This window comes from Streptomyces sp. NPDC007095 (assembly GCF_040634475.1).
Taxonomy (GTDB): Bacteria; Actinomycetota; Actinomycetes; order Streptomycetales; family Streptomycetaceae; genus Streptomyces.
On the sequence record NZ_JBEYFS010000001.1, the window covers coordinates 131,575 to 153,643 of the forward strand.

General features: G+C 68.1%; 20 protein-coding genes. 3 read left to right on the top strand and 17 right to left on the bottom strand.

The genetic code is table 11. The annotated features are described in order from the left end of the window. Window positions 1-4: 4 nt before the first annotated feature. From nuoL to ABZ656_RS00740, 12 genes are read right to left on the bottom strand one after another with little or no spacing between them, the layout of a single operon-like run. Window positions 5-1,918, bottom strand: coding sequence for an NADH-quinone oxidoreductase subunit L (nuoL, locus tag ABZ656_RS00685; RefSeq protein WP_101400045.1), 1,914 nt, complete (start codon window positions 1,916-1,918; stop codon window positions 5-7). Window positions 1,919-1,932: 14 nt separating this feature from the next. Then, entirely contained in the window at window positions 1,933-2,232 is a 300-nt protein-coding gene (gene nuoK / locus ABZ656_RS00690) for an NADH-quinone oxidoreductase subunit NuoK (RefSeq protein WP_095853175.1), read from the bottom strand. Then, window positions 2,229-3,047: an NADH-quinone oxidoreductase subunit J gene (locus ABZ656_RS00695; RefSeq protein ID WP_101400044.1), complete on the bottom strand. Its 819-nt coding sequence runs from the start codon at window positions 3,045-3,047 to the stop codon at window positions 2,229-2,231. The genes nuoK and ABZ656_RS00695 overlap by 4 nt, the downstream gene beginning before the upstream one ends. Continuing rightward, window positions 3,044-3,646, bottom strand: a complete 603-nt coding sequence (nuoI, locus tag ABZ656_RS00700; RefSeq protein ID WP_101400043.1) for an NADH-quinone oxidoreductase subunit NuoI — start codon at window positions 3,644-3,646, stop codon at window positions 3,044-3,046. The genes ABZ656_RS00695 and nuoI overlap by 4 nt, the downstream gene beginning before the upstream one ends. Further along, window positions 3,639-5,012 (bottom strand): NADH-quinone oxidoreductase subunit NuoH, encoded by a 1,374-nt coding sequence (gene nuoH, locus ABZ656_RS00705; protein ID WP_101400042.1) that lies wholly within the window; start codon window positions 5,010-5,012, stop codon window positions 3,639-3,641. The genes nuoI and nuoH overlap by 8 nt, the downstream gene beginning before the upstream one ends. Beyond that, window positions 5,009-7,513 carry an NADH-quinone oxidoreductase subunit G gene (locus tag ABZ656_RS00710; protein WP_101400041.1) on the bottom strand — a complete coding sequence of 835 codons (2,505 nt, stop codon included), beginning with the start codon at window positions 7,511-7,513 and terminating at the stop codon, window positions 5,009-5,011. The genes nuoH and ABZ656_RS00710 overlap by 4 nt, the downstream gene beginning before the upstream one ends. Next, complete coding sequence (gene nuoF, locus ABZ656_RS00715; protein WP_180362016.1) at window positions 7,510-8,859, bottom strand: NADH-quinone oxidoreductase subunit NuoF; 1,350 nt, start codon at window positions 8,857-8,859, stop codon at window positions 7,510-7,512. Before nuoF ends, ABZ656_RS00710 begins: the two co-directional genes overlap by 4 nt. Further along, complete coding sequence (gene nuoE, locus ABZ656_RS00720) at window positions 8,856-9,665, bottom strand: NADH-quinone oxidoreductase subunit NuoE (protein ID WP_101403667.1); 810 nt, start codon at window positions 9,663-9,665, stop codon at window positions 8,856-8,858. The genes nuoF and nuoE overlap by 4 nt, the downstream gene beginning before the upstream one ends. Before the next feature lie 29 nt (window positions 9,666-9,694). Continuing rightward, window positions 9,695-11,038, bottom strand: coding sequence for an NADH-quinone oxidoreductase subunit D (locus ABZ656_RS00725; RefSeq protein WP_101400039.1), 1,344 nt, complete (start codon window positions 11,036-11,038; stop codon window positions 9,695-9,697). After that, window positions 11,035-11,775, bottom strand: coding sequence for an NADH-quinone oxidoreductase subunit C (locus ABZ656_RS00730; RefSeq protein ID WP_101400038.1), 741 nt, complete (start codon window positions 11,773-11,775; stop codon window positions 11,035-11,037). The genes ABZ656_RS00725 and ABZ656_RS00730 overlap by 4 nt, the downstream gene beginning before the upstream one ends. After that, complete coding sequence (locus ABZ656_RS00735) at window positions 11,772-12,326, bottom strand: NADH-quinone oxidoreductase subunit B (protein ID WP_053743379.1); 555 nt, start codon at window positions 12,324-12,326, stop codon at window positions 11,772-11,774. The genes ABZ656_RS00730 and ABZ656_RS00735 overlap by 4 nt, the downstream gene beginning before the upstream one ends. Window positions 12,327-12,340: 14 nt before the next feature. Next, a complete protein-coding gene (locus ABZ656_RS00740) occupies window positions 12,341-12,700 on the bottom strand; it encodes an NADH-quinone oxidoreductase subunit A (protein ID WP_007383963.1) in 360 nt (119 codons plus the stop codon). Window positions 12,701-13,426: 726 nt separating this feature from the next. On the opposite strand from ABZ656_RS00740, the gene ABZ656_RS00745 reads away from it, so the two are divergent. Beyond that, window positions 13,427-14,263 (top strand): C40 family peptidase, encoded by an 837-nt coding sequence (locus ABZ656_RS00745; protein WP_060901541.1) that lies wholly within the window; start codon window positions 13,427-13,429, stop codon window positions 14,261-14,263. A 151-nt stretch (window positions 14,264-14,414) separates the two neighbouring features. On the opposite strand, the gene ABZ656_RS00750 is transcribed toward ABZ656_RS00745, so the two are convergent. Then, entirely contained in the window at window positions 14,415-15,710 is a 1,296-nt protein-coding gene (locus ABZ656_RS00750) for a geranylgeranyl reductase family protein (RefSeq protein ID WP_054232148.1), read from the bottom strand. Between the two features lie 98 nt (window positions 15,711-15,808). Here ABZ656_RS00750 and ABZ656_RS00755 point away from each other — a divergent pair, with 98 nt between their 5' ends. After that, window positions 15,809-16,315, top strand: a complete 507-nt coding sequence (locus ABZ656_RS00755) for a GNAT family N-acetyltransferase (protein ID WP_101400037.1) — start codon at window positions 15,809-15,811, stop codon at window positions 16,313-16,315. Between the two features lie 102 nt (window positions 16,316-16,417). Next, window positions 16,418-16,750 carry a PASTA domain-containing protein gene (locus tag ABZ656_RS00760; protein ID WP_054232190.1) on the top strand — a complete coding sequence of 111 codons (333 nt, stop codon included), beginning with the start codon at window positions 16,418-16,420 and terminating at the stop codon, window positions 16,748-16,750. A gap of 102 nt (window positions 16,751-16,852) precedes the next feature. Here the strand turns inward: ABZ656_RS00760 and ABZ656_RS00765 are convergent, their stop codons facing one another. From ABZ656_RS00765 to ABZ656_RS00780, 4 genes are all read right to left on the bottom strand, one after another. Continuing rightward, entirely contained in the window at window positions 16,853-17,548 is a 696-nt protein-coding gene (locus ABZ656_RS00765) for a demethylmenaquinone methyltransferase (protein WP_101400036.1), read from the bottom strand. Between the two features lie 96 nt (window positions 17,549-17,644). Further along, on the bottom strand, window positions 17,645-19,018 hold the full coding sequence (locus tag ABZ656_RS00770) for an acyltransferase (RefSeq protein WP_360263086.1): 1,374 nt from the start codon (window positions 19,016-19,018) through the stop codon (window positions 17,645-17,647). A gap of 1 nt (window position 19,019) precedes the next feature. Continuing rightward, window positions 19,020-21,413, bottom strand: coding sequence for a bifunctional polysaccharide deacetylase/glycosyltransferase family 2 protein (locus ABZ656_RS00775; protein ID WP_360263089.1), 2,394 nt, complete (start codon window positions 21,411-21,413; stop codon window positions 19,020-19,022). A gap of 19 nt (window positions 21,414-21,432) precedes the next feature. Further along, window positions 21,433-21,759 (bottom strand): hypothetical protein, encoded by a 327-nt coding sequence (locus ABZ656_RS00780; RefSeq protein WP_360263092.1) that lies wholly within the window; start codon window positions 21,757-21,759, stop codon window positions 21,433-21,435. Window positions 21,760-22,069 lie beyond the last annotated feature (310 nt).

Below are 22,069 nucleotides of genomic sequence, written 5' to 3' on the forward strand. Positions count from 1 at the left end.
GGTATCAGACCGCCCTCATCAGCAGGGTCGCGGCGACGAGGATCGCCACACCGCCGAACATCGAGACCGCGTAACTGCGCGCATAGCCGTTCTGCAACTTGCGCAGCCGCCCGGAGAGGCCGCCCATGGAGGCCGCGGTGCCGTTGACGACCCCGTCGACCAGGGTGTGGTCGACGTACACCAGGGAGCGTGTGAGGTGCTCCCCGCCGCGTACCAGCACGACGTGGTTGAAGTCGTCCTGGAGCAGGTCGCGCCGGGCGGCCCGGGTGAGCAGGGAACCGCGCGGGGCGACGACCGGGACGGGGCTGCGCCCGTACTGGGCGTACGCGATTCCGGCGCCGACGACGAGCAGCACCATGGTGGCCAGCGTGACGGTGAGGGCGCTGACGGGCGAGTTGCCCTCCGAGTGCCCGGTGACCGGCTCCAGCCAGTTGAGGAAGCGGTCGCCGATGCTGAAGAAACCGCCCGCGAAGACCGATCCGAAGGCCAGCACGATCATGGGGATCGTCATGGACCGCGGGGACTCGTGCGGGTGCGGCTCATGGCCTTCGGCGTCCGGCTGCCAGCGCTTCTCCCCGAAGAAGGTCATGATCATCACGCGGGTCATGTAGTACGCCGTGATGGCCGCGCCCAGCAGGGCCGCGCCGCCGAGGATCCAGCCCTCGGTACCGCCCTTCGCGAAGGCCGCCTCGATGATCTTGTCCTTGGAGAAGAAGCCGGACAGACCCGGGAAGCCGATGATGGCGAGATAGCCGAGGCCGAAGGTGACGAAGGTGATCGGCATGTACGTTCGGAGGCCGCCGTACTTGCGCATGTCGACCTCGTCGTTCATGCCGTGCATGACCGAGCCGGCGCCGAGGAACAGTCCGGCCTTGAAGAAGCCGTGCGTCACCAGGTGCATGATCGCGAAGACGTAGCCGATGGGGCCGAGGCCCGCGGCCAGCACCATGTAGCCGATCTGCGACATCGTCGATCCGGCGAGCGCCTTCTTGATGTCGTCCTTCGCGCAACCGACGATCGCACCGAACAGGAGCGTGACGGCGCCGACCACGGTGACGACGAGCTGGGCGTCGGGCGCGGCGTTGAAGATCGCGGCAGAGCGGACGATCAGGTAGACACCCGCGGTCACCATGGTCGCGGCGTGGATGAGGGCCGAGACCGGGGTCGGGCCCTCCATCGCGTCTCCGAGCCAGGACTGCAGCGGCACCTGGGCGGACTTGCCGCAGGCGGCGAGCAGCAGCATCAGGGCGACGGCGGTGAGCTTGCCCTCGGTCGCGCCACCGACGAGCCCCGGGTGCCCCTCGGTACCGAGCACCGGCCCGAAGGCGAAGGACCCGAAGGTGGTGAACATCAGCATGATGGCGATCGACAGGCCCATGTCGCCGACGCGGTTGACCAGGAAGGCCTTCTTCGCGGCGGTGGCGGCGCTGGGCTTGTGCTGCCAGAAGCCGATCAGCAGGTACGAGGCGAGGCCGACGCCCTCCCAGCCGACGTACAGCAGCAGGTAATTGTCGGCGAGGACGAGCAGCAGCATCGCCGCGAGGAACAGGTTCAGGTAGCCGAAGAAGCGGCGGCGCCGCTCGTCGTGCTCCATGTACCCGATCGAGTACAGGTGGATCAGTGAGCCGACGCCGGTGATCAGCAGGACGAACGTCATCGACAGCTGGTCGAGCTGGAAGGAGACGTCCGCCTGGAAGCCCTCGACGGGGACCCAGCTGAACAGGTACTGGCTCATGGCCCGGTGGTCCGCGCTCTTGCCCAGCATGTCGGCGAAGAGGATCGCGCCGATCACGAAGGACGCGGCCGCGAGCGCCGTGCCGATCCAGTGGCCGACGGCATCGAGCCGCCGGCCACCGCACAGCAGTACGGCCGCTCCGAGCAGAGGCGCCGCTACCAGCAGCGCAATCAGGTTCTCCACGATTCAGCGACCCCTTACAGCTTCATCAGGCTGGCGTCGTCGACCGAGGCCGAGTGGCGGGAACGGAAGAGCGACACGATGATCGCGAGCCCGACCACGACCTCCGCGGCGGCGACGACCATCGTGAAGAAGGCGATGATCTGGCCGTCGAGATTGCCGTGCAGGCGGGAGAAGACGACGAACGCGAGGTTGCAGGCGTTGAGCATGAGCTCGACGCACATGAACACCACGATCGCGTTGCGTCTGATCAGCACGCCGGTGGCACCGATCGTGAACAACAGGGCGGCGAGATAGAGGTAGTTGACCGGGTTCACTTGGACGCCTCCTCCGTCTTCGTGCGCTCCAGGCGTTCTTCGGCTCGCTGCTCCAGCGCCTTCAGATCGCTCAGCGCCTCGTTGGACACGTCACGGATCTGGCCGCGGTCCCGCAGCGTCTTGCTGACCGTCAGCTCGGACGGGGTGCCGTCCGGGAGGAGGCCCGCGATGTCCACCGCGTTGTGCCGGGCGTAGACACCGGGGGCCGGCAGCGGCGGTACGTGCTTGCCTTCCCGTACGCGCTGCTCGGACAGCTCGCGCTGGGTCTTGGCGCGCTCGGTGCGCTCGCGGTGCGTGAGCACCATCGCGCCGACGGCGGCCGTGATGAGCAGGGCGCCGGTGATTTCGAAGGCGAACACGTACTTCGTGAAGATGAGGGCGGCGAGACCCTCCACGTTCCCGTTGGCGTTGGCCTTGCTCAGGCCGTTGAAGTCCTTCAGGGACGCGTTGCCGATGCCCGCGATCAGCAGGACGCCGAAGCCGAGTCCGCACACCAGGGCCAGCCAGCGCTGACCCTTGATGGTCTCTTTCAGGGAGTCCGCCGCGGTGACACCGACGAGCATGACCACGAAGAGGAACAGCATCATGATCGCGCCGGTGTAGACGACGATCTGCACGACACCCAGGAAGTAGGCGCCGTTGGCGAGGTAGAACACCGCCAGGACGATCATGGTGCCGGCGAGACAGAGCGCGCTGTGCACGGTCTTCTTCATGAAGACGGTGCACAGGGCGCCGATCACGGCGACCGTGCCGAGGACCCAGAACTGGAAGGCCTCTCCGGTGGAGGTGGAGTAGGCGGCGAGCTGCGCGCTCATGCCCCCACCCCCTCTTCCGTGGGCTTCTCGCCCTTGGAGACGGCGACTTGGCGCTCCGTGCCCGGCGCCGCCTCGGTCACCAGACCCTGGTAGTAGTCCTGCTCGTCCGTGCCGGGGAAGATCGAGTGCGGTGTGTCGACCATGCCCTCATCGAGCCCGGCGAGCAGCTGCTCCTTGGTGTAGATGAGGTTGGCGCGGCTGGAGTCGGCGAGCTCGAACTCGTTCGTCATAGTGAGCGCGCGGGTGGGGCACGCCTCGATGCACAGGCCGCACAGGATGCAGCGGGCGTAGTTGATCTGGTAGACGCGGCCGTACCGCTCGCCCGGCGAGTAGCGCTCCTCGTCGGTGTTGTCCGCGCCCTCCACATAGATGGCGTCCGCGGGGCAGGCCCAGGCGCACAGCTCGCAGCCGACGCACTTCTCCAGACCGTCCGGGTGGCGGTTGAGCTGGTGCCGGCCGTGGAACCGCGGGGCGGTGGTCTTGTGCTGCTCCGGGTACTGCTCCGTCAGGCGCTTCTTGAACATGGCCTTGAAGGTCACGCCGAAGCCTGCGACGGGGTTCTGGAAACCGGGCTTGGTCTCCTTCGGCTCCTCAGCCATCGGACCCCTCCTTTCCGTCACGAGTTCCGCCATTCGATCCGTCACTCGCAGTATCGGACCCACCACTGACAATCAACTCGCGCTCGCGGCGCGGACGACGCCGCGGCACGGGTGGCAGCTCCTGTCCCGGCAGTGGCGGCACCGGGAATCCACCGGCCATCGGGTCGAAGGCGGCGGGCTCCGCAGGCGCTTCCTGGGCACCCTGCTTGTCGCGGAAGATGTCCGCGGCGAACGAGAGCAGCAGCAGGACGAGGACACCGCCGCCGACGTACAGGGCGATGTCGGCGAAGTCGTAGTTCTCGTTCCTGAGGGTCCGTACGGTCGCGACGAGCATCAGCCAGACCACGGAGACCGGGATGAGGACCTTCCAGCCGAGCTTCATCAGCTGGTCGTAGCGGACGCGCGGCAGCGTGCCGCGCAGCCAGATGAAGAAGAACAGCAGCAGCTGCACCTTCACCACGAACCAGAGCATCGGCCACCAGCCGTGGTTGGCACCCTCCCAGAAGGTGCTGATGGGCCACGGGGCCCGCCAGCCGCCCAGGAAGAGCGTGGTCGACACGGCCGAGACCGTCACCATGTTCACGTACTCGGCGAGCATGAACAGCGCGAACTTGATGGACGAGTACTCGGTGTTGAAACCGCCGACGAGATCGCCCTCGGACTCCGGCATGTCGAAGGGGGCGCGGTTGGTCTCGCCCACCATCGTGATGATGTAGATCAGGAACGAGACCGGCAGCAGGATGATGTACCAGCGGTCGTGCTGCTGTTCGACGATCGTCGAGGTCGACATCGACCCGGAGTAGAGGAACACCGAGGCGAAAGCGGCGCCCATGGCGATCTCGTAGGAGATCATCTGCGCGCAGGACCGCAGACCGCCCAGCAGCGGGTAGGTGGATCCAGAACTCCAACCCGCCAGCACGATCCCGTAGATGCCCACCGAGGCGACCGCGAGAATGTAGAGCATCGCGATCGGCAGGTCCGTGAGCTGCATCGTGGTGCGATGGCCGAAGATCGAGATCTCGTTGTCGGCGGGTCCGAAGGGGATCACCGCGATCGCCATGAAGGCCGGGATGGCCGCGACGATCGGCGCGAGGACGTAGACCACCTTGTCCGCGCGTTTGACGATGACGTCTTCCTTGAGCATCAGTTTGACGCCGTCGGCGAGCGACTGGAGCATGCCCCAGGGGCCGTGCCGGTTGGGTCCGATGCGCAGCTGCATCCAGGCGACGACCTTGCGCTCCCACACGATGGAGAAGAGCACGGTCACCATCAGGAAGGCGAAGCAGAAGACCGCCTTGACGACGACCAGCCACCAGGGGTCGCGGCCGAACATGGAGAGGTCTTCAGCGGCGAGGTACGGCGTCATGCCTCCACCTCCTTGGGGGCCTCGGTGGCGAGCGTCGCCGGGCCGATGCGGACGAGTGCGCCGGGCAGCGCCCCCGTGTCGGAGGCGACGCCCCCTCCGGTGGAGTTCAGCGGGAGCCAGACCACGCGGTCGGGCATCTCGGTGATCTGCAGCGGGAGTTCGACGGTTCCGGCGCTGCTGGTGACCGCGAGGAGGTCGCCCTCCTTGACGCCCGCCTCGGCGGCCGTGGCGGCCGACACACGCGCGCGTGCGGCATGCCGGGTCCCGGCGAGCGCGTCATCGCCTTCCTGGAGACGTCCCTGGTCGAGCAGCAGCCGGTGGCCCGCGAGCACGGCCTCCCCCGCGGCGGGACGCGGCAGCGATGCCGCGATCTCCACGGGTCCGGTGGCCCGCAGGCCACCCCAGGGACCGAGCCGGTCCAGCTCCCCGCGCGTGGTACGCAGATCCGGCAGACCCAGGTGAACGTCCATGGCGTCGGCGAGCATCTGCAGGACGCGCGCGTCGGTGGGCGCCAGCCGGCGGGTCATCTGGTCGGGCTTGAGCGCGGCCTCGAAGAAACGCACCCTGCCTTCCCAGTTCAGGAAGGTGCCCGCCTTCTCGGCGACCGCGGCCACCGGGAGGACGACATCCGCGTGCTCGGTGACCTCGCCGGGCCGCAGTTCGAGCGACACCAGGAAGCCGACTTCGGAAAGGGCCGCACGCGCGCGTGCCGGGTCGGGAAGGTCGGCGACCTCCACGCCCGCCACCACCAGGGCTCGCAGCTCCCCGCCGACGGCGGCCTCGACGATCTGGCCGGTGTCGCGCCCGTAGCGGTGCGGGAGCTCGGAGACGCCCCAGGCTGCCGCGACCTCCTCCCGCGCGCGCGGGTCGGTGGCCGGACGCCCGCCCGGCAGCAGCGACGGCAGCGCGCCCGCCTCGATCGCGCCGCGCTCCCCGGCCCGGCGCGGGATCCACACCAGTGTGGCGCCGGTCGCGGACGCGGCCCGTACGGCGGCGGTGAGCCCGCCCGCCACGCCCGCGAGCCGCTCGCCGACGACGATCACCGCACCCTCGGTGTGCAGCGCCTCGGCGGCCTTGGCACCGTCGCCCTCCAGGCCGACGCCGCTCGCGAGGGCGTCCAGCCACTCGGTCTCGGTACCGGGCGCGGCGGGCAGCAGCGTGCCGCCCGCCTTGTCCAGGCCGCGTGTCGCGTACGTGGCGAGCGAGAAGGTCTTCTGTCCGTGTCCGCGCCAGGCCTTGCGCAGCCGCAGGAAGACTCCGGGCGCCTCCTCCTCTGCCTCGAAGCCGACGAGCAGGACGGCGGGCGCCTTCTCCAAAGTGGTGTAGGTGAGGCCCGTACCGTCGAGGTCCCGTCCGTGTCCGGCGACCCGGGAGGCCAGGAAGTCGGCCTCCTCGGCGCTGTGCACACGCGCGCGGAAGTCGATGTCGTTCGTGTCGAGGGCCACGCGCGCGAACTTGCTGTAGGCGTAGGCGTCCTCGATTGTGAGGCGGCCACCGGTCAGGACGCCGGTCCGGCCCCGTGCCGCCGACAGGCCCCGAGCCGCCGCCTCCAGGGCCTCGGGCCAGGAAGCGGGCTCCAGTTCACCCGACTCACCCCGTACCAGGGGTGTGTCGAGCCTGTCCCGCTGCTGCGCGTACCGGAACCCGAACCGTCCCTTGTCGCAGAGCCACTCCTCGTTGACCTCGGGGTCGGGGGAGGCCAGGCGCCGCATGACCTTGCCGCGCCGGTGGTCGGTGCGGGTCGCGCAGCCGCCCGCGCAGTGCTCGCACACCGAGTGCGAGGAGACGAGGTCGAACGGACGCGAGCGGAAGCGATACGCCGCCGAGGTCAGCGCGCCCACCGGGCAGATCTGGATGGTGTTCCCGGAGAAGTACGACTCGAACGGGTCGCCCTCACCGGTGCCGACCTGCTGGAGCGCGCCCCGCTCGATCAGCTCGATCATCGGGTCGCCCGCGATCTGGTTGGAGAAACGGGTGCAGCGGGCGCACAGCACGCACCGCTCGCGGTCGAGCAGCACCTGCGTGGAGATCGGGACCGGCTTCTCGTAGGTCCGCTTCTTGCCCTCGAAGCGGGATTCGGCGTTGCCGTGCGACATCGCCTGGTTCTGCAGCGGGCACTCGCCGCCCTTGTCGCAGACCGGGCAGTCCAGCGGGTGGTTGATGAGCAGCAGCTCCATCACACCGTGCTGGGCCTTTTCGGCGGCGGGCGAGGTGAGGTGAGTCTTCACCACCATTCCGTCCGTACACGTGATCGTGCAGGACGCCATGGGCTTGCGCTGGCCCTCGACCTCGACGATGCACTGGCGGCAGGCGCCGGCCGGGTCGAGCAGCGGATGGTCGCAGAATCGAGGGATCTCGATGCCGAGCTGTTCGGCGGCCCGGATGACCAGGGTGCCCTTGGGCACGCTGATCTCGGCTCCGTCGATCGTCAGCGAGACGAGGTCCTCCGGCGGAACCGCCGCCTCTCCCCCTCCCGAGGGAGCGCTGGTGGTCACCGTCATGCGTTCACCTCCGTGCGGTCGGCCCAAGCGGTGGACTTGGCCGGGTCAAAGGGGCAGCCGCGGCCCGTGATGTGCTGCTCGTACTCCTCGCGGAAGTACTTGAGCGAGGAGAAGATCGGCGAGGCGGCGCCGTCGCCGAGGGCGCAGAACGACTTGCCGTTGATGTTGTCGGCGATGTCGTTGAGCTTGTCGAGGTCCGACATGACGCCCTTGCCGGCCTCGATGTCGCGCAGCAACTGCACCAGCCAGTACGTCCCTTCGCGGCAGGGTGTGCACTTGCCGCAGGACTCGTGGGCGTAGAACTCGGTCCACCGGGTGACGGCCCGCACGACGCAGGTCGTCTCGTCGAAGCACTGGAGTGCTTTTGTGCCGAGCATGGAACCCGCGGCACCCACTCCTTCGTAATCAAGAGGGACGTCGAGGTGCTCGTCGGTGAACATCGGGGTCGAGGAGCCGCCCGGCGTCCAGAACTTCAACCGGTGGCCCGGGCGCATCCCGCCGCTCATCTCGAGGAGTTGACGGAGTGTGATGCCGAGCGGAGCTTCGTACTGGCCCGGGCTGGCGACATGGCCGCTGAGCGAGTAGAGCGTGAAGCCCGGGGACTTCTCGCTGCCCATCGACCTGAACCATTCCTTGCCTTTTCGGAGAATGGCGGGAACTGACGCGATCGACTCGACGTTATTCACCACAGTCGGGCACGCATAGAGGCCCGCGACGGCTGGGAAGGGGGGACGGAGCCGCGGTTGACCACGGCGGCCTTCGAGCGAGTCGAGCAGTGCGGTCTCCTCACCGCAGATGTACGCGCCCGCGCCCGCGTGCACGGTGAGCTTGAGGTCGAGTCCGCTGCCCAGGATGTTCTCGCCCAGGTAGCCCGCCGCGTAGGCCTCTCGAACGGCCTCGTGCAACCGCCGCAATACGGGGACGACTTCACCGCGGAGATAGATGAACGCATGCGAAGACCGGATGGCATAACACGCGATCACAATGCCCTCGATGAGGCTGTGCGGGTTCGCGAAGAGGAGCGGGATGTCCTTGCAGGTTCCCGGCTCCGATTCGTCGGCGTTGACAACTAGATAGTGAGGTTTGCCATCGCCCTGAGGAATGAACTGCCACTTCATTCCGGTGGGGAATCCCGCGCCGCCCCGGCCGCGCAGACCGGAGTCCTTGACGTACGCGATCAGGTCGTCCGGCGACATGGCCAGCGCCTTGCGCAGCCCCTCGTACCCCTCGTGCCTCCGGTAGACGTCCAGCGTCCAGGACTTCTCCTCGTCCCAGAAGGCCGACAGCACGGGTGCGAGCAGCTTCTCCGGGCTGGTCTCGTCGATCTCGGGTGCCAACGTCATCACTCCCCCTCCTCGGCTGCGGGACCCGCCGGGTGCGACGGATCAGAGGCCGATGTGTCCTGCGGCGCGTCGTGCGAGCTCAGGTGCTCGGCCGGCGGCTGATCCTGCGGTGCCCCGCCGCCTCGTGGGTGGACCACGCGCGCGTGGACGCTCTCCCCCTTGGCCAGGCGGAGACCGATCAGTGAGGCGGGGCCCGCGCTGCCGCCCGCCTCCACGGCTCCCTCGCGCTCGTCGGGGAAGCCCGCCAGGATCCGCGCGGTGTCCTTGAAGCTGCACAGGGGGGCGCCGCGGGTGGGTGCGACCTGTGCTCCCGTGCGCAGGTCGTCGACGAGGCGCTTCGCGGAGGCCACGGTCTGGTTGTCGAAGAACTCCCAGTTGACCATCACGACCGGCGCGAAGTCGCAGGCCGCGTTGCACTCGATGTGCTCCAGCGTGACCTTCCCGTCGTCGGTGGTCTCGCCGTTGCCGACGCCCAGGTGGTCCTGGAGGGCCTCGAAGATCGCGTCGCCGCCCATGACCGCGCACAGGGTGTTGGTGCACACACCCACCTGGTAGTCACCGCTCGGCTTGCGCCGGTACATCGAGTAGAAGGTCGCGACGGCGGTGACCTCGGCCGTGGTCAGGTTCAGTACGTCGGCGCAGAACCGCTGTCCCGTGCGCGTGACGTGGCCCTCCTCCGACTGCACGAGATGCAGCAACGGAAGGAGCGCCGAACGGGAGTCCGGGTAGCGGGCGACGATCTCGCGCGCGTCCGCTTCGAGCCGGGCTCGAACGTCGTCCGGATAGTCGGGCGCGGGCAGTTGGGGCATGCCCAGGCTGACGCCCTCGGGGGTGGTGGTCACCGGTCGACGCCTCCCATCACGGGGTCGATGGACGCGACGGCGACGATGACGTCGGCGACCTGGCCGCCCTCGCACATCGCCGCCATGGCCTGCAGATTGGTGAAGGACGGGTCGCGGAAGTGGACCCGGTAGGGGCGGGTGCCTCCGTCGGACACGGCGTGCACCCCGAGCTCGCCCTTGGGCGACTCGACCGCCGCGTACGCCTGACCCGGCGGGACGCGGAAGCCCTCGGTCACCAGCTTGAAGTGATGGATCAGGGCCTCCATGGAGGTGCCCATGATCTTCTTGATGTGGTCGAGCGAGTTGCCGAGACCGTCGGGGCCCAGTGCGAGCTGGGCGGGCCAGGCGATCTTCTTGTCGGCGACCATGACCGGGCCGGGCTGCAGCCGGTCCAGGCACTGCTCGACGATGTGCAGCGACTGGCGCATTTCCTCCAGGCGGATCAGGAAGCGCCCGTAGGAGTCGCAGGTGTCGGCGGTCGGGATCTCGAAGTCGTACGTCTCGTAGCCGCAGTACGGCTGGGCCTTGCGCAGGTCGTGCGGCAGGCCCGCGGAGCGCAGGATCGGGCCGGTGGCGCCGAGGGCCATGCAGCCGGCCAGGTCGAGGTAGCCGACATCCTGCATACGGGCCTTGAAGATGGGGTTCCCGGTGGCGAGCTTGTCGTACTCGGGAAGGTTCTTGTGCATCTTCTTCACGAACTCGCGGATCTGGTCCACCGCGCCGGGCGGCAGGTCCTGGGCGAGTCCGCCGGGGCGGATGTACGCGTGGTTCATCCGCAGGCCGGTGATCAGCTCGTAGATGTCGAGAATGAGTTCACGATCACGGAAGCCGTAGATCATGATCGTGGTGGCGCCGAGTTCCATGCCTCCGGTGGCGATGCACACCAGATGGGAGGAGAGTCGGTTCAGCTCCATCAGGAGGACGCGGATGATCGAGGCGCGGTCGGGGATCTGGTCCTCGATGCCGAGGAGCTTCTCGACGGCGAGACAGTAGGCCGTCTCGTTGAAGAACGGCGTCAGATAGTCCATGCGCGTCACGAACGTGGTGCCCTGGGTCCACGTGCGGAACTCGAGGTTCTTCTCGATGCCGGTGTGGAGGTAGCCGATGCCGCAGCGGGCCTCGGTGACCGTCTCGCCGTCGATCTCCAGGATGAGCCGGAGCACGCCGTGGGTGGACGGGTGCTGCGGGCCCATGTTGACGATGATTCGCTCGTCGTCGGACTTCGCCGCGGACTGGGCGATCTCGTCCCAGTCACCACCGGTGACCGTATATACGGTGCCCTCGGTCGTCTCCCGCGCCGCCGCGGCGGACGCGCCGGAAGAAGGGGTCTGCGTGCTCATGAGTACGACCTCCGCTGGTCCGGAGCAGGGATCTGGGCGCCCTTGTACTCGATGGGGATGCCACCGAGGGGGTAGTCCTTGCGCTGCGGGTGGCCCTGCCAGTCGTCCGGCATCATGATCCGCGTCAGTGCCGGGTGGCCGTCGAAGATCAGGCCGAAGAAGTCGTACGTCTCGCGCTCGTGCCAGTCGTTCGTCGGGTAGACGGAGACGAGCGAGGGGACGTGCGGGTCGGCGTCGGGGGCGCTGACTTCGAGGCGGATCAGCCGGTTGTGGGTGATCGAGCGCAGGTGGTAGACGGCGTGCAGTTCCCGGCCCTTGTCGCTCGGGTAGTGCACTGCGCTCACGCCCGTGCACAGTTCGAAGCGGAGGGCCGGGTCGTCGCGGAGGGTCTGGGCGACCCGGACCAGGTACTCGCGTTCGATGTGGAAGGTGAGCTCGTCGCGGTCGACGATCGTCTTCTCGATGGCGTTGTCGGGGACGAGTCCCTGCTCCTCCAGGGCGCCTTCCAGTTCGTCGGCGACCTCGTCGAACCAGCCGCCGTAGGGGCGGGTGGCCGGGCCGGGGAGCCGGACGGAGCGGACCAGGCCTCCGTAGCCGGTGGTGTCGCCGCCGTTGTTGGCGCCGAACATGCCGCGCTGGACACGGATCTCCTCGCCGCCCTCGCCGCGCTGGCCCGGGAGGTTGGAGGCGCCGAGGTCCTTCTCGGGGTTCACCCCGTTGCCGTTCGCGTCGCTCACCGCAGCAGGCCCTTCATCTCGATGGTGGGGAGCGCCTTGAGCGCCGCTTCCTCCGCCTCGCGGGCCGCCTCCTCGGCGTTCACGCCGAGCTTGGAGGTCTGGATCTTCTGGTGGAGCTTGAGGATCGCGTCGATCAGCATCTCGGGCCGCGGCGGACAGCCGGGCAAATAGATGTCGACCGGGACGATGTGGTCGACGCCCTGCACAATGGCGTAGTTGTTGAACATTCCGCCCGACGAGGCACAGACCCCCATGGAGATCACCCACTTGGGGTTGGGCATCTGGTCATAGACCTGCCGCAGTACCGGCGCCATCTTCTGGCTGACGCGGCCGGCCACGATCATGAGGTCGGCCTGGCGCGGTGAGCCGCGGAAGACCTCCATGCCGAAGCGTGCGAGGTCGTAGCGGCCCGCGCCGGTCGTCATCATCTCGATGGCGCAGCAGGCGAGTCCGAACGTGGCGGGGAAGACGGACGCCTTGCGCACCCAGCCCGCGGCCTGCTCGACGGTGGTCAGCAGGAATCCGCTCGGCAGCTTTTCTTCGAGTCCCATGTCTTAAAGGCCCCTCAGTCCCATTCCAGGCCGCCGCGCCGCCATACGTACGCGTACGCGACGAAGACGGTGAGCACGAAGAGCAGCATCTCCACGAGCCCGAAAACACCCAGGGCGTCGAAGGTGACGGCCCAGGGGTAGAGGAAGACGATCTCGATGTCGAAGACGATGAAGAGCATCGCCGTCAGGTAGTACTTGATGGGGAAGCGCCCGCCGCCGGCCGGCGTGGGGGTCGGCTCGATACCGCACTCGTAGGCCTCGAGCTTGGCCCGGTTATATCGCTTTGGACCGATAAGCGTGGCCATGACCACGGAGAAGATCGCAAAGCCTGCCCCGAGGGCTCCCAGTACGAGGATCGGCGCATACGCGTTCACGCTCCTCGCTCCTCTCAGTCGGCACTGACTGCTGGCGGTTGCGTCGGGCAAGCACTTCCGCCCCACTCGTCCCACGAACCCCGTGCGTCCCGACGAAGATCGCGTACATGTGAAGCAGGTCACAAGCCCAACTGCCTCGCATCTTATGCCCGCCGGTCTGTGATCTGCGACACGGGGTATTGCACAAGCTTTGTGATCTCCACCACCTGACGAAGGATCATGAAGTCGGATGAGCGGTGATCTTCATACGCGAAGCGTCCGCGTGGTCACCAGATGTGACATTTCCGCTCGTCATCACAGGTCCGGGGCGGCGTCTCAATATCAAGAGACTTCCGATGCATGCAAATTGGTGCTGGACGCACGGGCTTGATAGAGGAGCGCGTTCACACATCAGAGGGAGGGGTGTGGACGGATGTGGACGGACATCGGCGCGTGCACACATTCACGAGCGGGGGGGCAGTCGAGAGGTGCGCGCGAGACGCCGCCGGCCCGGTGACCGTTCCGTGACCTGTGTCACATCGACCTATGGGTCAGATAAGCCGGCCTTGGCCACAGGCTGCAACCAGTGGTAGGCGGAGGGCAATTCGGACGTAATGCGGAAAGTGCATGATCACAGGCTTGATCATCTCTGTCCAGAATGCCCGTTACGGCGTCAATAAGAAGTGACGCGCCCCCGATTCGGCCACGGATTGAACAACTGTGGCGCACCACACGTTTCTTGAAGGTATGAGGGAGTCCCTGATACCGGTTGTACCCATGTCCCACACCGCTCACATACGCAACCACCGGAAGCCCCGCCGCAACGCGTCGACGCTAGCGATGCGCGCCGGAGTTGCCGGTGGCGTTCTCAGCACCTTGGCCGTGGCCGGTGCGGCTGGTTCGGCGAACGCGGCCGAGCCCGTGACTCAGACCCTCGAACTGCCCACCCTGACGGCCGACCTGGCCACCCAGCTGGCGCAGTCCGCGGATGCCACGCAGCAGGCAGCTGCCAACTACGAGCTGCAGGCCGAGCGCGACGCGGCCGCCGCAAAGGCCGCGAAGCAGGCCAAGGCGGACCTCGCGGACGCCAAGAAGAAGGCCGAGGCCAAGAAGAAGGCCGAGGACGCGCGCAAGGCCGCAGCCGCCCAGGCCGCCTCTCGGTCGTCCACGCGGACCGTGCTGTCCAGCTCCGCGGGCTCCTCGAGTTCGACCGTCTCCGCCCCGGCCAGCGGCAGTGTCGCCACCGTCATCGCCTTCCTCAAGGCTCAGGTCGGCGACGCGTACGTGATGGGCGGTACGGGCCCCAACGCCTGGGACTGCTCCGGCCTCGTGCAGGCCGCGTTCAGGCAGGTCGGTGTCGACCTGCCGCGTGTCTCGCAGGACCAGTCGACGTCCGGTACGCCGGTCTCGCTGTCCAACATCCAGGTCGGAGACATCCTGTACTGGGGTTCGGCCGGTTCGGCGTACCACGTGGGTGTGTACATCGGTAACGGCCAGTACCTGGACGCGGCCAACCCCTCCAAGGGTGTGGTGATTCAGGACCTTTCGGGCTACCCGGCCACGGGCGCGGTGCGCGTTCTCTGAGTCGCGGGACCTTGTGAGTCGTACGGCGTGAAGGCCGCCGCCCGAGTGGGTGGCGGCCTCGTCGTGCTGCCCTGGGGGCGGGACCGTCCCCGGACGACCCCGGAACAATCCCGGAGGCCCCGGGAGGTCCCCCGGCGCCCCCGTGATGGCGTCAGGCCTTCGGTGCCACCTTCGAGAGGCCGTTGATGATGCGGTCCATCGCGTCGCCGCCGGTCGGATCCGTGAGGTTCGCGAGCATCTTGAGGGTGAACTTCATCAGCAGCGGGTGGGTCAGGCCGCGCTGGGTCGCGATCTTCATGACCTTCGGGTTGCCGATGAGCTTCACGAAGGCACGGCCGAGGGTGTAGTAGCCGCCGTAGGTGTCCTTGAGGACACGGGGGTAGCGCTGGAGCGCCAGTTCGCGCTGGGTCGGCGTCGAGCGGGCGTGGGCCTGCACGATGACGTCCGCGGCGATCTGGCCGGACTCCATGGCGTAGGCGATGCCCTCGCCGTTGAAGGGGTTGACCAGGCCACCGGCGTCGCCGACCAGCAGCAGACCCTTGGTGTAGTGCGGTTGGCGGTTGAAGGCCATGGGGAGGGCAGCGCCGCGGATCGGGCCGGTCATGTTCTCCGGCGTGTAGCCCCAGTCCTCCGGCATGGACGCGCACCAGGCCTTCAGGACCTCGCGCCAGTCCAGCTCCTTGAAGGAGTCGGAGGTGTTGAGCACACCGAGGCCGACGTTCGAGGTGCCGTCGCCCATGCCGAAGATCCAGCCGTAGCCGGGCAGCAGACGGTCCTCGGCGCCCCGGCGGTCCCACAGCTCCAGCCAGGACTCCAGGTAGTCGTCCTCGTGGCGCGGGGACGTGAAGTACGTACGGACCGCGACACCCATCGGGCGGTCCTCGCGGCGGTGCAGGCCCATCGCCAGGGACAGGCGGGTCGAGTTGCCGTCGGCGGCGACGACCAGCGGCGCGTGGAAGGTGACCTCGCGCTTCTCCCCCGCGTCGCCCAGCTTTGCGTGCACGCCCGTGATGCGGCCGGTGCGGTCGTCGATGATGGGGGCGCCGACGTTGCAGCGTTCGTACAGCCGCGCGCCCGCCTTCTGCGCCTGCCTGGCCAGCTGCTCGTCGAAGTCGTCGCGCTTGCGGACGAGTCCGTAGTCCGGGTAGGAGGCGAGATCCGGCCAGTCCAGCTGGAGGCGGACGCCGCCACCGATGATGCGCAGGCCCTTGTTGCGCAGCCAGCCGGCCTCTTCGGAGATGTCGATCCCCATGGAGACGAGCTGCTTGGTGGCGCGCGGGGTCAGGCCGTCACCGCAGACCTTCTCCCTCGGGAACGCGGTCTTCTCCAGGAGCAGGACGTCGAGTCCGGCCTTCGCCAGGTAGTACGCGGTCGTGGAACCGGCTGGTCCAGCCCCGACGACGATCACATCTGCGGTGTTTTCGGAGAGGGGTTGGGGCTCGGTCACGGCGGGGTCTCCCCAAGACTCGAAATCTGCGTGCTGACGGGCACTGGACATGGGCAGTCTATGCAGCGGTACTGATCACCTGGCTGAAGGGTTGCCCCGTGAACCGAGCTCTCCCCGACGTACGGCTGCGTGTCCCCACCGACGAGGACGCGTTCGCCTGGCACCAGATCTTCGCCGACCCCGAGGTCATGGAGTTCCACGGTGGGAAGGCGGCCGAACTGTCGGTGTACGAGGAGCTCACCGCACGCCAGCGCCGGCACGACGCCGAACTCGGTTTCTGTCTGTGGACCCTGATCGACGCGGAGGGTGAGGTGCTCGGTTTCACCGGGGCGCAGCCGTGGCCGCGCGAGTGGGGGCCGAAGGGCGAGATCGAGATCGGGTGGCGGCTCGGCAGGGCGCATTGGGGCAAGGGGTACGTCACCGCCGCCGCGCTCACCACCCTGGAGCGGGTGCGCGCGGCGGGCGTCTCGGATGTCGTCGCCATGGTCAGACCGGGCAACGAGCGCTCCATCGCCGTGACCCGACGCGTCGGCATGGAACTGGCCGAGGTCGTCACCCATCCCACGTCGGCCGAACCCGCGCACTGCTACCGCCTCGCCCTCTGACGACTTCCGGAAGGCCGCCTCACGGTTTCTGGCAGCCACCCGACGGCTTCCGGAAGGGCCAGACCCTGGCTTACTCTTCCGGTACCGCTGGGGGTGACGTCCGTGCGCCTGACACCCAAGACACCCGAAGTGCGCGTGCCGCGGCTCATCGGCCTGATGGCCGTGGACGCACGCGAGACGGCCGACGCGCGAGGTGTGCTGCTCGCCGCGCCCGACCGGCCCGACTTCCATCTCACCGTCGTCGACTACGTCGTACGCCAATATCCGCCGCCCGGCTCCGAGGTACCGCGCGGGGCCGTGGTCACCGTGTGGTTCGACCTCGGTGACGCGGAGGGCGGCGCGGGTGTGCGGGAGCCGCGGCTGCCGGGTCCGCCGTCGGGCGGCATGCGCCGTGAGCTCGACGAGCCCGGGGACCCGTTCGAAGTACTCAGGTGAGACAGGCGCTCTCCGGAACCGAGAGCGGCAGCTCGCCCGGAGAACGCGTCAGGCGGCGCTCGCCCGAAGGGCACGCCAGGCGGCGCTCGCTGGGAAGAGGCGTCAGGCGGCCTTGAAGCCCCGGTGCAGGGCCACCACGCCGCCCGTCAGGTTCCGCCAGGCCACCTTCGACCAGCCGGCCTTGCGCAGCTTCTCGGCGAGCCCGGGCTGGTTCGGCCAGGCGCGGATGGACTCGGCGAGATAGACGTACGCGTCGGGGTTGGAGGACACCGCACGGGCGACCGGCGGCAGCGCGCGCATCAGGTACTCGGTGTAGACCGTGCGGAACGGCGCCCAGGTCGGGTGCGAGAACTCGCAGATCACGACCCGGCCGCCGGGCTTGGTCACCCGGTACAGCTCGCTCAGCGCCGTGTCGGTGTCCTGGACGTTGCGCAGGCCGAAGGAGATCGTCACCGCGTCGAAGGTGTCGTCCTTGAAGGGCAGCTTCGTCGCGTCGCCGGCGGTCAGCGGCAGCCAGGGGTGGTTCTTCTTGCCGACCCGGAGCATGCCGAGGGAGAAGTCGCAGGGCACGACGTAGGCGCCGGTGCGGGCGAAGGGGAGGGACGAGGTCGCCGTACCGGCCGCCAGGTCCAGGATCTTCTGTGCGGGACGCGCGTCGACCGCCTTCGCGACCTCTCTGCGCCACACCCGGTCCTGGCCGAGCGACAGCACGTCGTTCGTCAGGTCGTACCGTTCCGCCACGTCGTCGAACATCGAGGCGACTTCGTGCGGCTGCTTGTCCAGGGATGCGCGGGTCACTCCCCCATTGTGGCAGCACGGGCCGGGCGACTTTGCGGCGCCCGGCCCGTACGCCGGTCTTGTACAACCCCCTCAGGGGATCTCCCGGAGGTTCCTTCAGGGGAGCAGCTTCGGCTTCTTCTTGGCGGCTACGTCCTCGACCCAGCCGACCAGCGGGATGGCGGCCCAGATCAGCACCCAGCCGATGCCGAACATGAACCACTGGCTCTCCAGCGGCAGCCACTTCTCGAAGGCGGGCACCTTCCAGAACTGGTCGATCAGCGGGACCGCGAGCACGAGGGCGATCTCGTGCCAGAGGTAGATCGTCACCGCCCGCCCGTTGAAGATCGTCACGGTCCGGTCGAGCCGCTTGAAGCGGGCGAGCCAGGCGAAGTCGACGTCGCAGTACGCCTTGAAGTACATCAGCAGCGTCACGAAGCCGGCCGACCAGAAGGTCTGCGCGACGGGGACCTCGTCCAGGTCGTACGTACCGAACTCCGCCTGGTGCGCGAAGGCGTACCAGCCGCCGTACGCCAGGAGGGCGAGCGACGCCAGGATCACCAGGGCCGGCTTCAGCCGCTGGAGCACGCCCTCGCGGTGCGCGAAGCCGACCAGCCAGCAGAACAGGAAGGTGGCGAAGTCCGTCAGGCCGCTGCCGAAGCGGTTGTACGGAGGCTGCCAGGCGTACTGGAAGACCAGGATCGGGGCGAGGGAGAGGAGCAGGACCGGGAGGGGGGCCTTGCGGAAGACCTTCAGGAGAAGCGGGGACATCAGGACGAACCAGAGGTACGTCCGCAGGTACCAGAGGATCTCCCAGGCCTGGATGCCCCACTGGTTGCCCGGCGGGTCGCCGACCGGCACGATCCAGAAGACGATCTGCCAGCCCGGCATCCAGTCGTGGATCAGCATCGCCACCACGACGAAGAAACCCCAGAACCAGAAGGGCGGCAGCAGCCGTCGCATGCGGCTCTTGACCACCTTGAGCGCGGGGCGTTCCAGGGACTTGGCCATCAGCGAGCCGGCGAGCGCGAACATCACGCCCATCGACGGGAAGACCAGGCCTGCCCAGGCCCAGCCGAAGGTGTGGTACGCCACGACACGGGCCAGCGCGACGGCGCGCAGCGCGTCGAAGTAGCGGTCGCGTCCGCTGCCTTCGGCCTTCGGCGCGGGGTCGGCGGCGGGGCTTTCGGGCTCCCCGGCGTCAGGGCTGGGCCCGGTCCGGACGGCAGCGTCCGCCGCGGGCTCCGGCTCGATCACCGGCAGGGGTGCCGTCTCGGTGACGTACACCTGGCCATGGTCGACATACCCCTGCCCGTAGCCGTACTGCTGCGGTACCTGAGGCTGCCGGCCCTGGCCGTACGGATCGGGCCGCTGCCCGTACCCATAGTCATACCCCTGCTGCCCCTGCTGCCCCTGCTGCCCTTGGTACTCCTGCTGGCCTTGGTACCCCTCATATCCCTGGTACCGCTGTTGTTCCGAGCCCCAGCTCATGTCAGCTCACTCCTGCCGGGGTCCCGACCTCACCCGTGCGCTTGAGCTTCTGCCAGCGGAGGCGGCCGCCGGTCAGGGCGGTCACGGAGGAGTGGATCAGGACGAGGTACATCATCTGGCGGTATGCGAGCTGCTGCAGCGGCAGCATCGCGAGGTAGCGGTACTTCTCACGGTCGAGGCGGAACGCGTAGGCGGCGCAGACGAGTTGGACGACCAGCACCGCCAGCCAGGCCAGCAGTGAGGCCCAGAAGTCCACGAAGATCATCGAGTAGACGGTGAACACGTCGATGAGCGGAGCGAGGACCGGCGTGATGATCTGGAAGATCACGACGAGCGGCATGCCTATGCGGCCGAAGCGGCCCGACGGGCCCTTGTCCGTCAGGGACTTGCGGTGCTTCCACAGCGCCTGCATGGTGCCGTACGACCAGCGGTAGCGCTGCGACCACAGCTGCTTCAGCGAACTCGGCGCCTCCGTCCAGGCCTTGGCGTGCTCCTGGTACACGACCCGCCAGCCCGCGCGGTGCATCGCGATGGTGATGTCGGTGTCCTCGGCGAGCGTGTCCTCGCTCATGCCGCCCACCTCGAGGACCGCGTCGCGGCGGAACGCGCCGATCGCGCCCGGGATGGTGGGCATGCAACGCAGCAGGTCGTACATGCGGCGGTCGAGGTTGAAGCCCATCACGTACTCGATGTGCTGCCAGGCGCCGATGACGGTGTTGCGGTTGCCGACCTTGGCGTTGCCCGCGACCGCGCCGATGCCCGGGTCCGCGAAGGGCTGGACGAGCTGGTGCACGGCGTCCGGTTCGAAGACGGTGTCGCCGTCCATCATCACGACGATGTCGTAACTGGCGTTGCGGACACCGTTGTTGAGGGCAGCCGGTTTACCCGCGTTCTCCTGGCGGATGACCCGGACATTGGGCAGGCCCAGCGACTCGGCGATCTCCTTGGTGCCGTCCGTGGAGCCGTCGTCGACGACGATGATCTCGATCGGATGGGTGCTCTGCGCCAGCGAGTGAAGCGTGTTGGCGATGCACTCCTTCTCGTTGTACGCGGGCACGATCACCGTCACCGGCCCGGTGACCGTCGGCCCCCAGCTGAACTTGCCGCCCTTGCCGCGTTTCCTGTTGCGCTGTCTGTGGTGGCGGCGGGCGAGGATCAGCATCATCCCGAAGCGGCCCATGACGGAGATGCCGACGACCAGCAGCAGCCAGGAGAGCAGCGGCAGGACCCATTCGGCGACCGCGACCGCGTAGACGAGGGCCTTGCCCTCGTAGAGGGTCGAGCCGGTGGCCTTCTGCTGGCCGGACTGCTCGACGTTCACCTTGTTGGTGGAGTTGTGGGTGGAGCTCGGACCGGGCGCGGACTGCGTGCCGCCCGGCTGCTCGCCCAGCGCGCCGGTGTCCGTACCGGCACCCGCCCCCGCACCGGCACCGGCACCGGTCTGTCCGACCCCGGCCTCGACGGCCTGCCCGGAACCGGCGGTGCCCGTGCGGCCGGCACCGTTCGCCGCCCTGTTCAGCTTCGCCATCGCGCCGCTGACGGTGCTGAAGGAGTATCCCTTCGCCTTCATCTTCTTGATGTACATGTCGAGCGCCTTGACCGTCTCCGAGCGGTCGCCGCCCGCGTCGTGCATGAGGACGACGGCGCCCTTGTTGTTCTTCGGCGTGGCCCACTGGACGATCTTCGAGACGCCCGGCTTCTTCCAGTCGTCGCTGTCGGTGTCGACGAAGACGCTGGTGTAGCCGAGGTTGCCGATCTCCTTGTAGACGGGCCAGCTGTAGTTGTCGACGGCGTTGATCTCCGAGGAGTACGGGGCCCGGAACAGCGTCGTCGTGATCCCCGCCGCACCCGCGAGCGCGAGCTGCGTCTGCTTCAGCTCGCGCTGGAGCCGGCCCGTGCCCTGGTAGGAGAGGTCGACGTGGGTGAAGGTGTGGATGCCGACCTCGTTGCCCTGGTCCACGAGGTCCTTCACGACGCTCGGATAGCGGGAGACCATCGAGCCGACCATGAAGAAGGTGGCCTCGACCCCGTTGTCTTCGAGCACCTCGAGGATCTGCGGAGTCCAGGTCGGGGTCGGACCGTCGTCGAAGGTGAGCACGATGGTCTTCTTCGGGACGGACTGGGTCTTGGCCGTGCCGCCTGTGAACGTCAGGAGCGGACCGCCGTCGAGGATCTTCTGCGGCACCTTGTCGTAGGCCGCGCCGTCGCGCACCCGCGCGTCGTTGCCGATCTCGGAACGCAGATAGCCGTCGAGCAGCATCACGCTGGTGAGCCCCAGCAGGAGCAGCAGGGCGAGGATCACGCGCGGTTTCTGCAGCGCCGCGGCCTTGCCGGCCGCCCGCTCCATCTTGGTGGGGGCGCGCCGGCGGCCGCGTGAAGGCGTCGTCGAAGTCATGGAGGTGGGTCCGTTCCGGTCAGTTGTCGCCGGTGGAAGCGGACGCGGATGCGGCCGGGGCCGGGGAAGCGGCCGAGGAGGGGGCCGTGCCCGTGCGCAGGCCCGACGGCGGGGTGCCGGTCGGCCTGCCGGTGGGGGCCACGCCGCCCTGCGGCCGGAGATTGCCCCCGGGTGCGGAGCCGGCCTGGCCGCCGCTGAACGGGAAGAGCGAGGACGGGGTCAGCGAGGTGCCCCAGCCCATGAAGGCCATCCCGAGGACGACCGCGTAGCCGAAGCAGACGGCGCCGACGAGCATGCCGAACCTGCGCAGCAGACGTGCTCTGCGCCCGGAGTTGTCAACGAACACGGGACCGTCTTCGGACGCGTTGCCGCGTTTACGGCGGCGGCCGCGCCCTTGACTGTGGTTTTCGATGGCTGACTCGGATTGCATTCCCCGGATATTAGGGCTCCTTTATGTGGCCAATTCTCTGGTTCTCATGTGAGGCGCCCATGAAACTTGGCCCAAGCCGTCCGTTCCCTGAGAGAATCCTTGAACATCTGCGCAGATCAGGGTCGATACATATTTACCTTGTGTGCCGATTAGCGGCCCAGCTTGCCCGATTCGCGTACCGCTACTCATGGGTTACCCATGCGCTTCCTGTATTCGGGAATCACCC

What these genes read in the sequence shown, in the direction of transcription:
- ABZ656_RS00770 (WP_360263086.1), bottom strand. Translation starts at nt 19,018, where the DNA reads ATGAGCTGGGGCTCGGAACAACAGCGGTACCAGGGATATGAGGGGTAC.
- nuoE (WP_101403667.1), bottom strand. Translation starts at nt 9,665, where the DNA reads ATGCCCCAACTGCCCGCGCCCGACTATCCGGACGACGTTCGAGCCCGG.
- ABZ656_RS00725 (WP_101400039.1), bottom strand. Translation starts at nt 11,038, where the DNA reads ATGAGCACGCAGACCCCTTCTTCCGGCGCGTCCGCCGCGGCGGCGCGG.
- ABZ656_RS00735 (WP_053743379.1), bottom strand. Translation starts at nt 12,326, where the DNA reads ATGGGACTCGAAGAAAAGCTGCCGAGCGGATTCCTGCTGACCACCGTC.
- ABZ656_RS00710 (WP_101400041.1), bottom strand. Translation starts at nt 7,513, where the DNA reads ATGACGGTGACCACCAGCGCTCCCTCGGGAGGGGGAGAGGCGGCGGTT.
- ABZ656_RS00745 (WP_060901541.1), top strand. Translation starts at nt 13,427, where the DNA reads ATGAGGGAGTCCCTGATACCGGTTGTACCCATGTCCCACACCGCTCAC.
- ABZ656_RS00695 (WP_101400044.1), bottom strand. Translation starts at nt 3,047, where the DNA reads ATGAGCGCGCAGCTCGCCGCCTACTCCACCTCCACCGGAGAGGCCTTC.
- nuoH (WP_101400042.1), bottom strand. Translation starts at nt 5,012, where the DNA reads ATGACGCCGTACCTCGCCGCTGAAGACCTCTCCATGTTCGGCCGCGAC.
- ABZ656_RS00775 (WP_360263089.1), bottom strand. Translation starts at nt 21,413, where the DNA reads ATGACTTCGACGACGCCTTCACGCGGCCGCCGGCGCGCCCCCACCAAG.
- nuoI (WP_101400043.1), bottom strand. Translation starts at nt 3,646, where the DNA reads ATGGCTGAGGAGCCGAAGGAGACCAAGCCCGGTTTCCAGAACCCCGTC.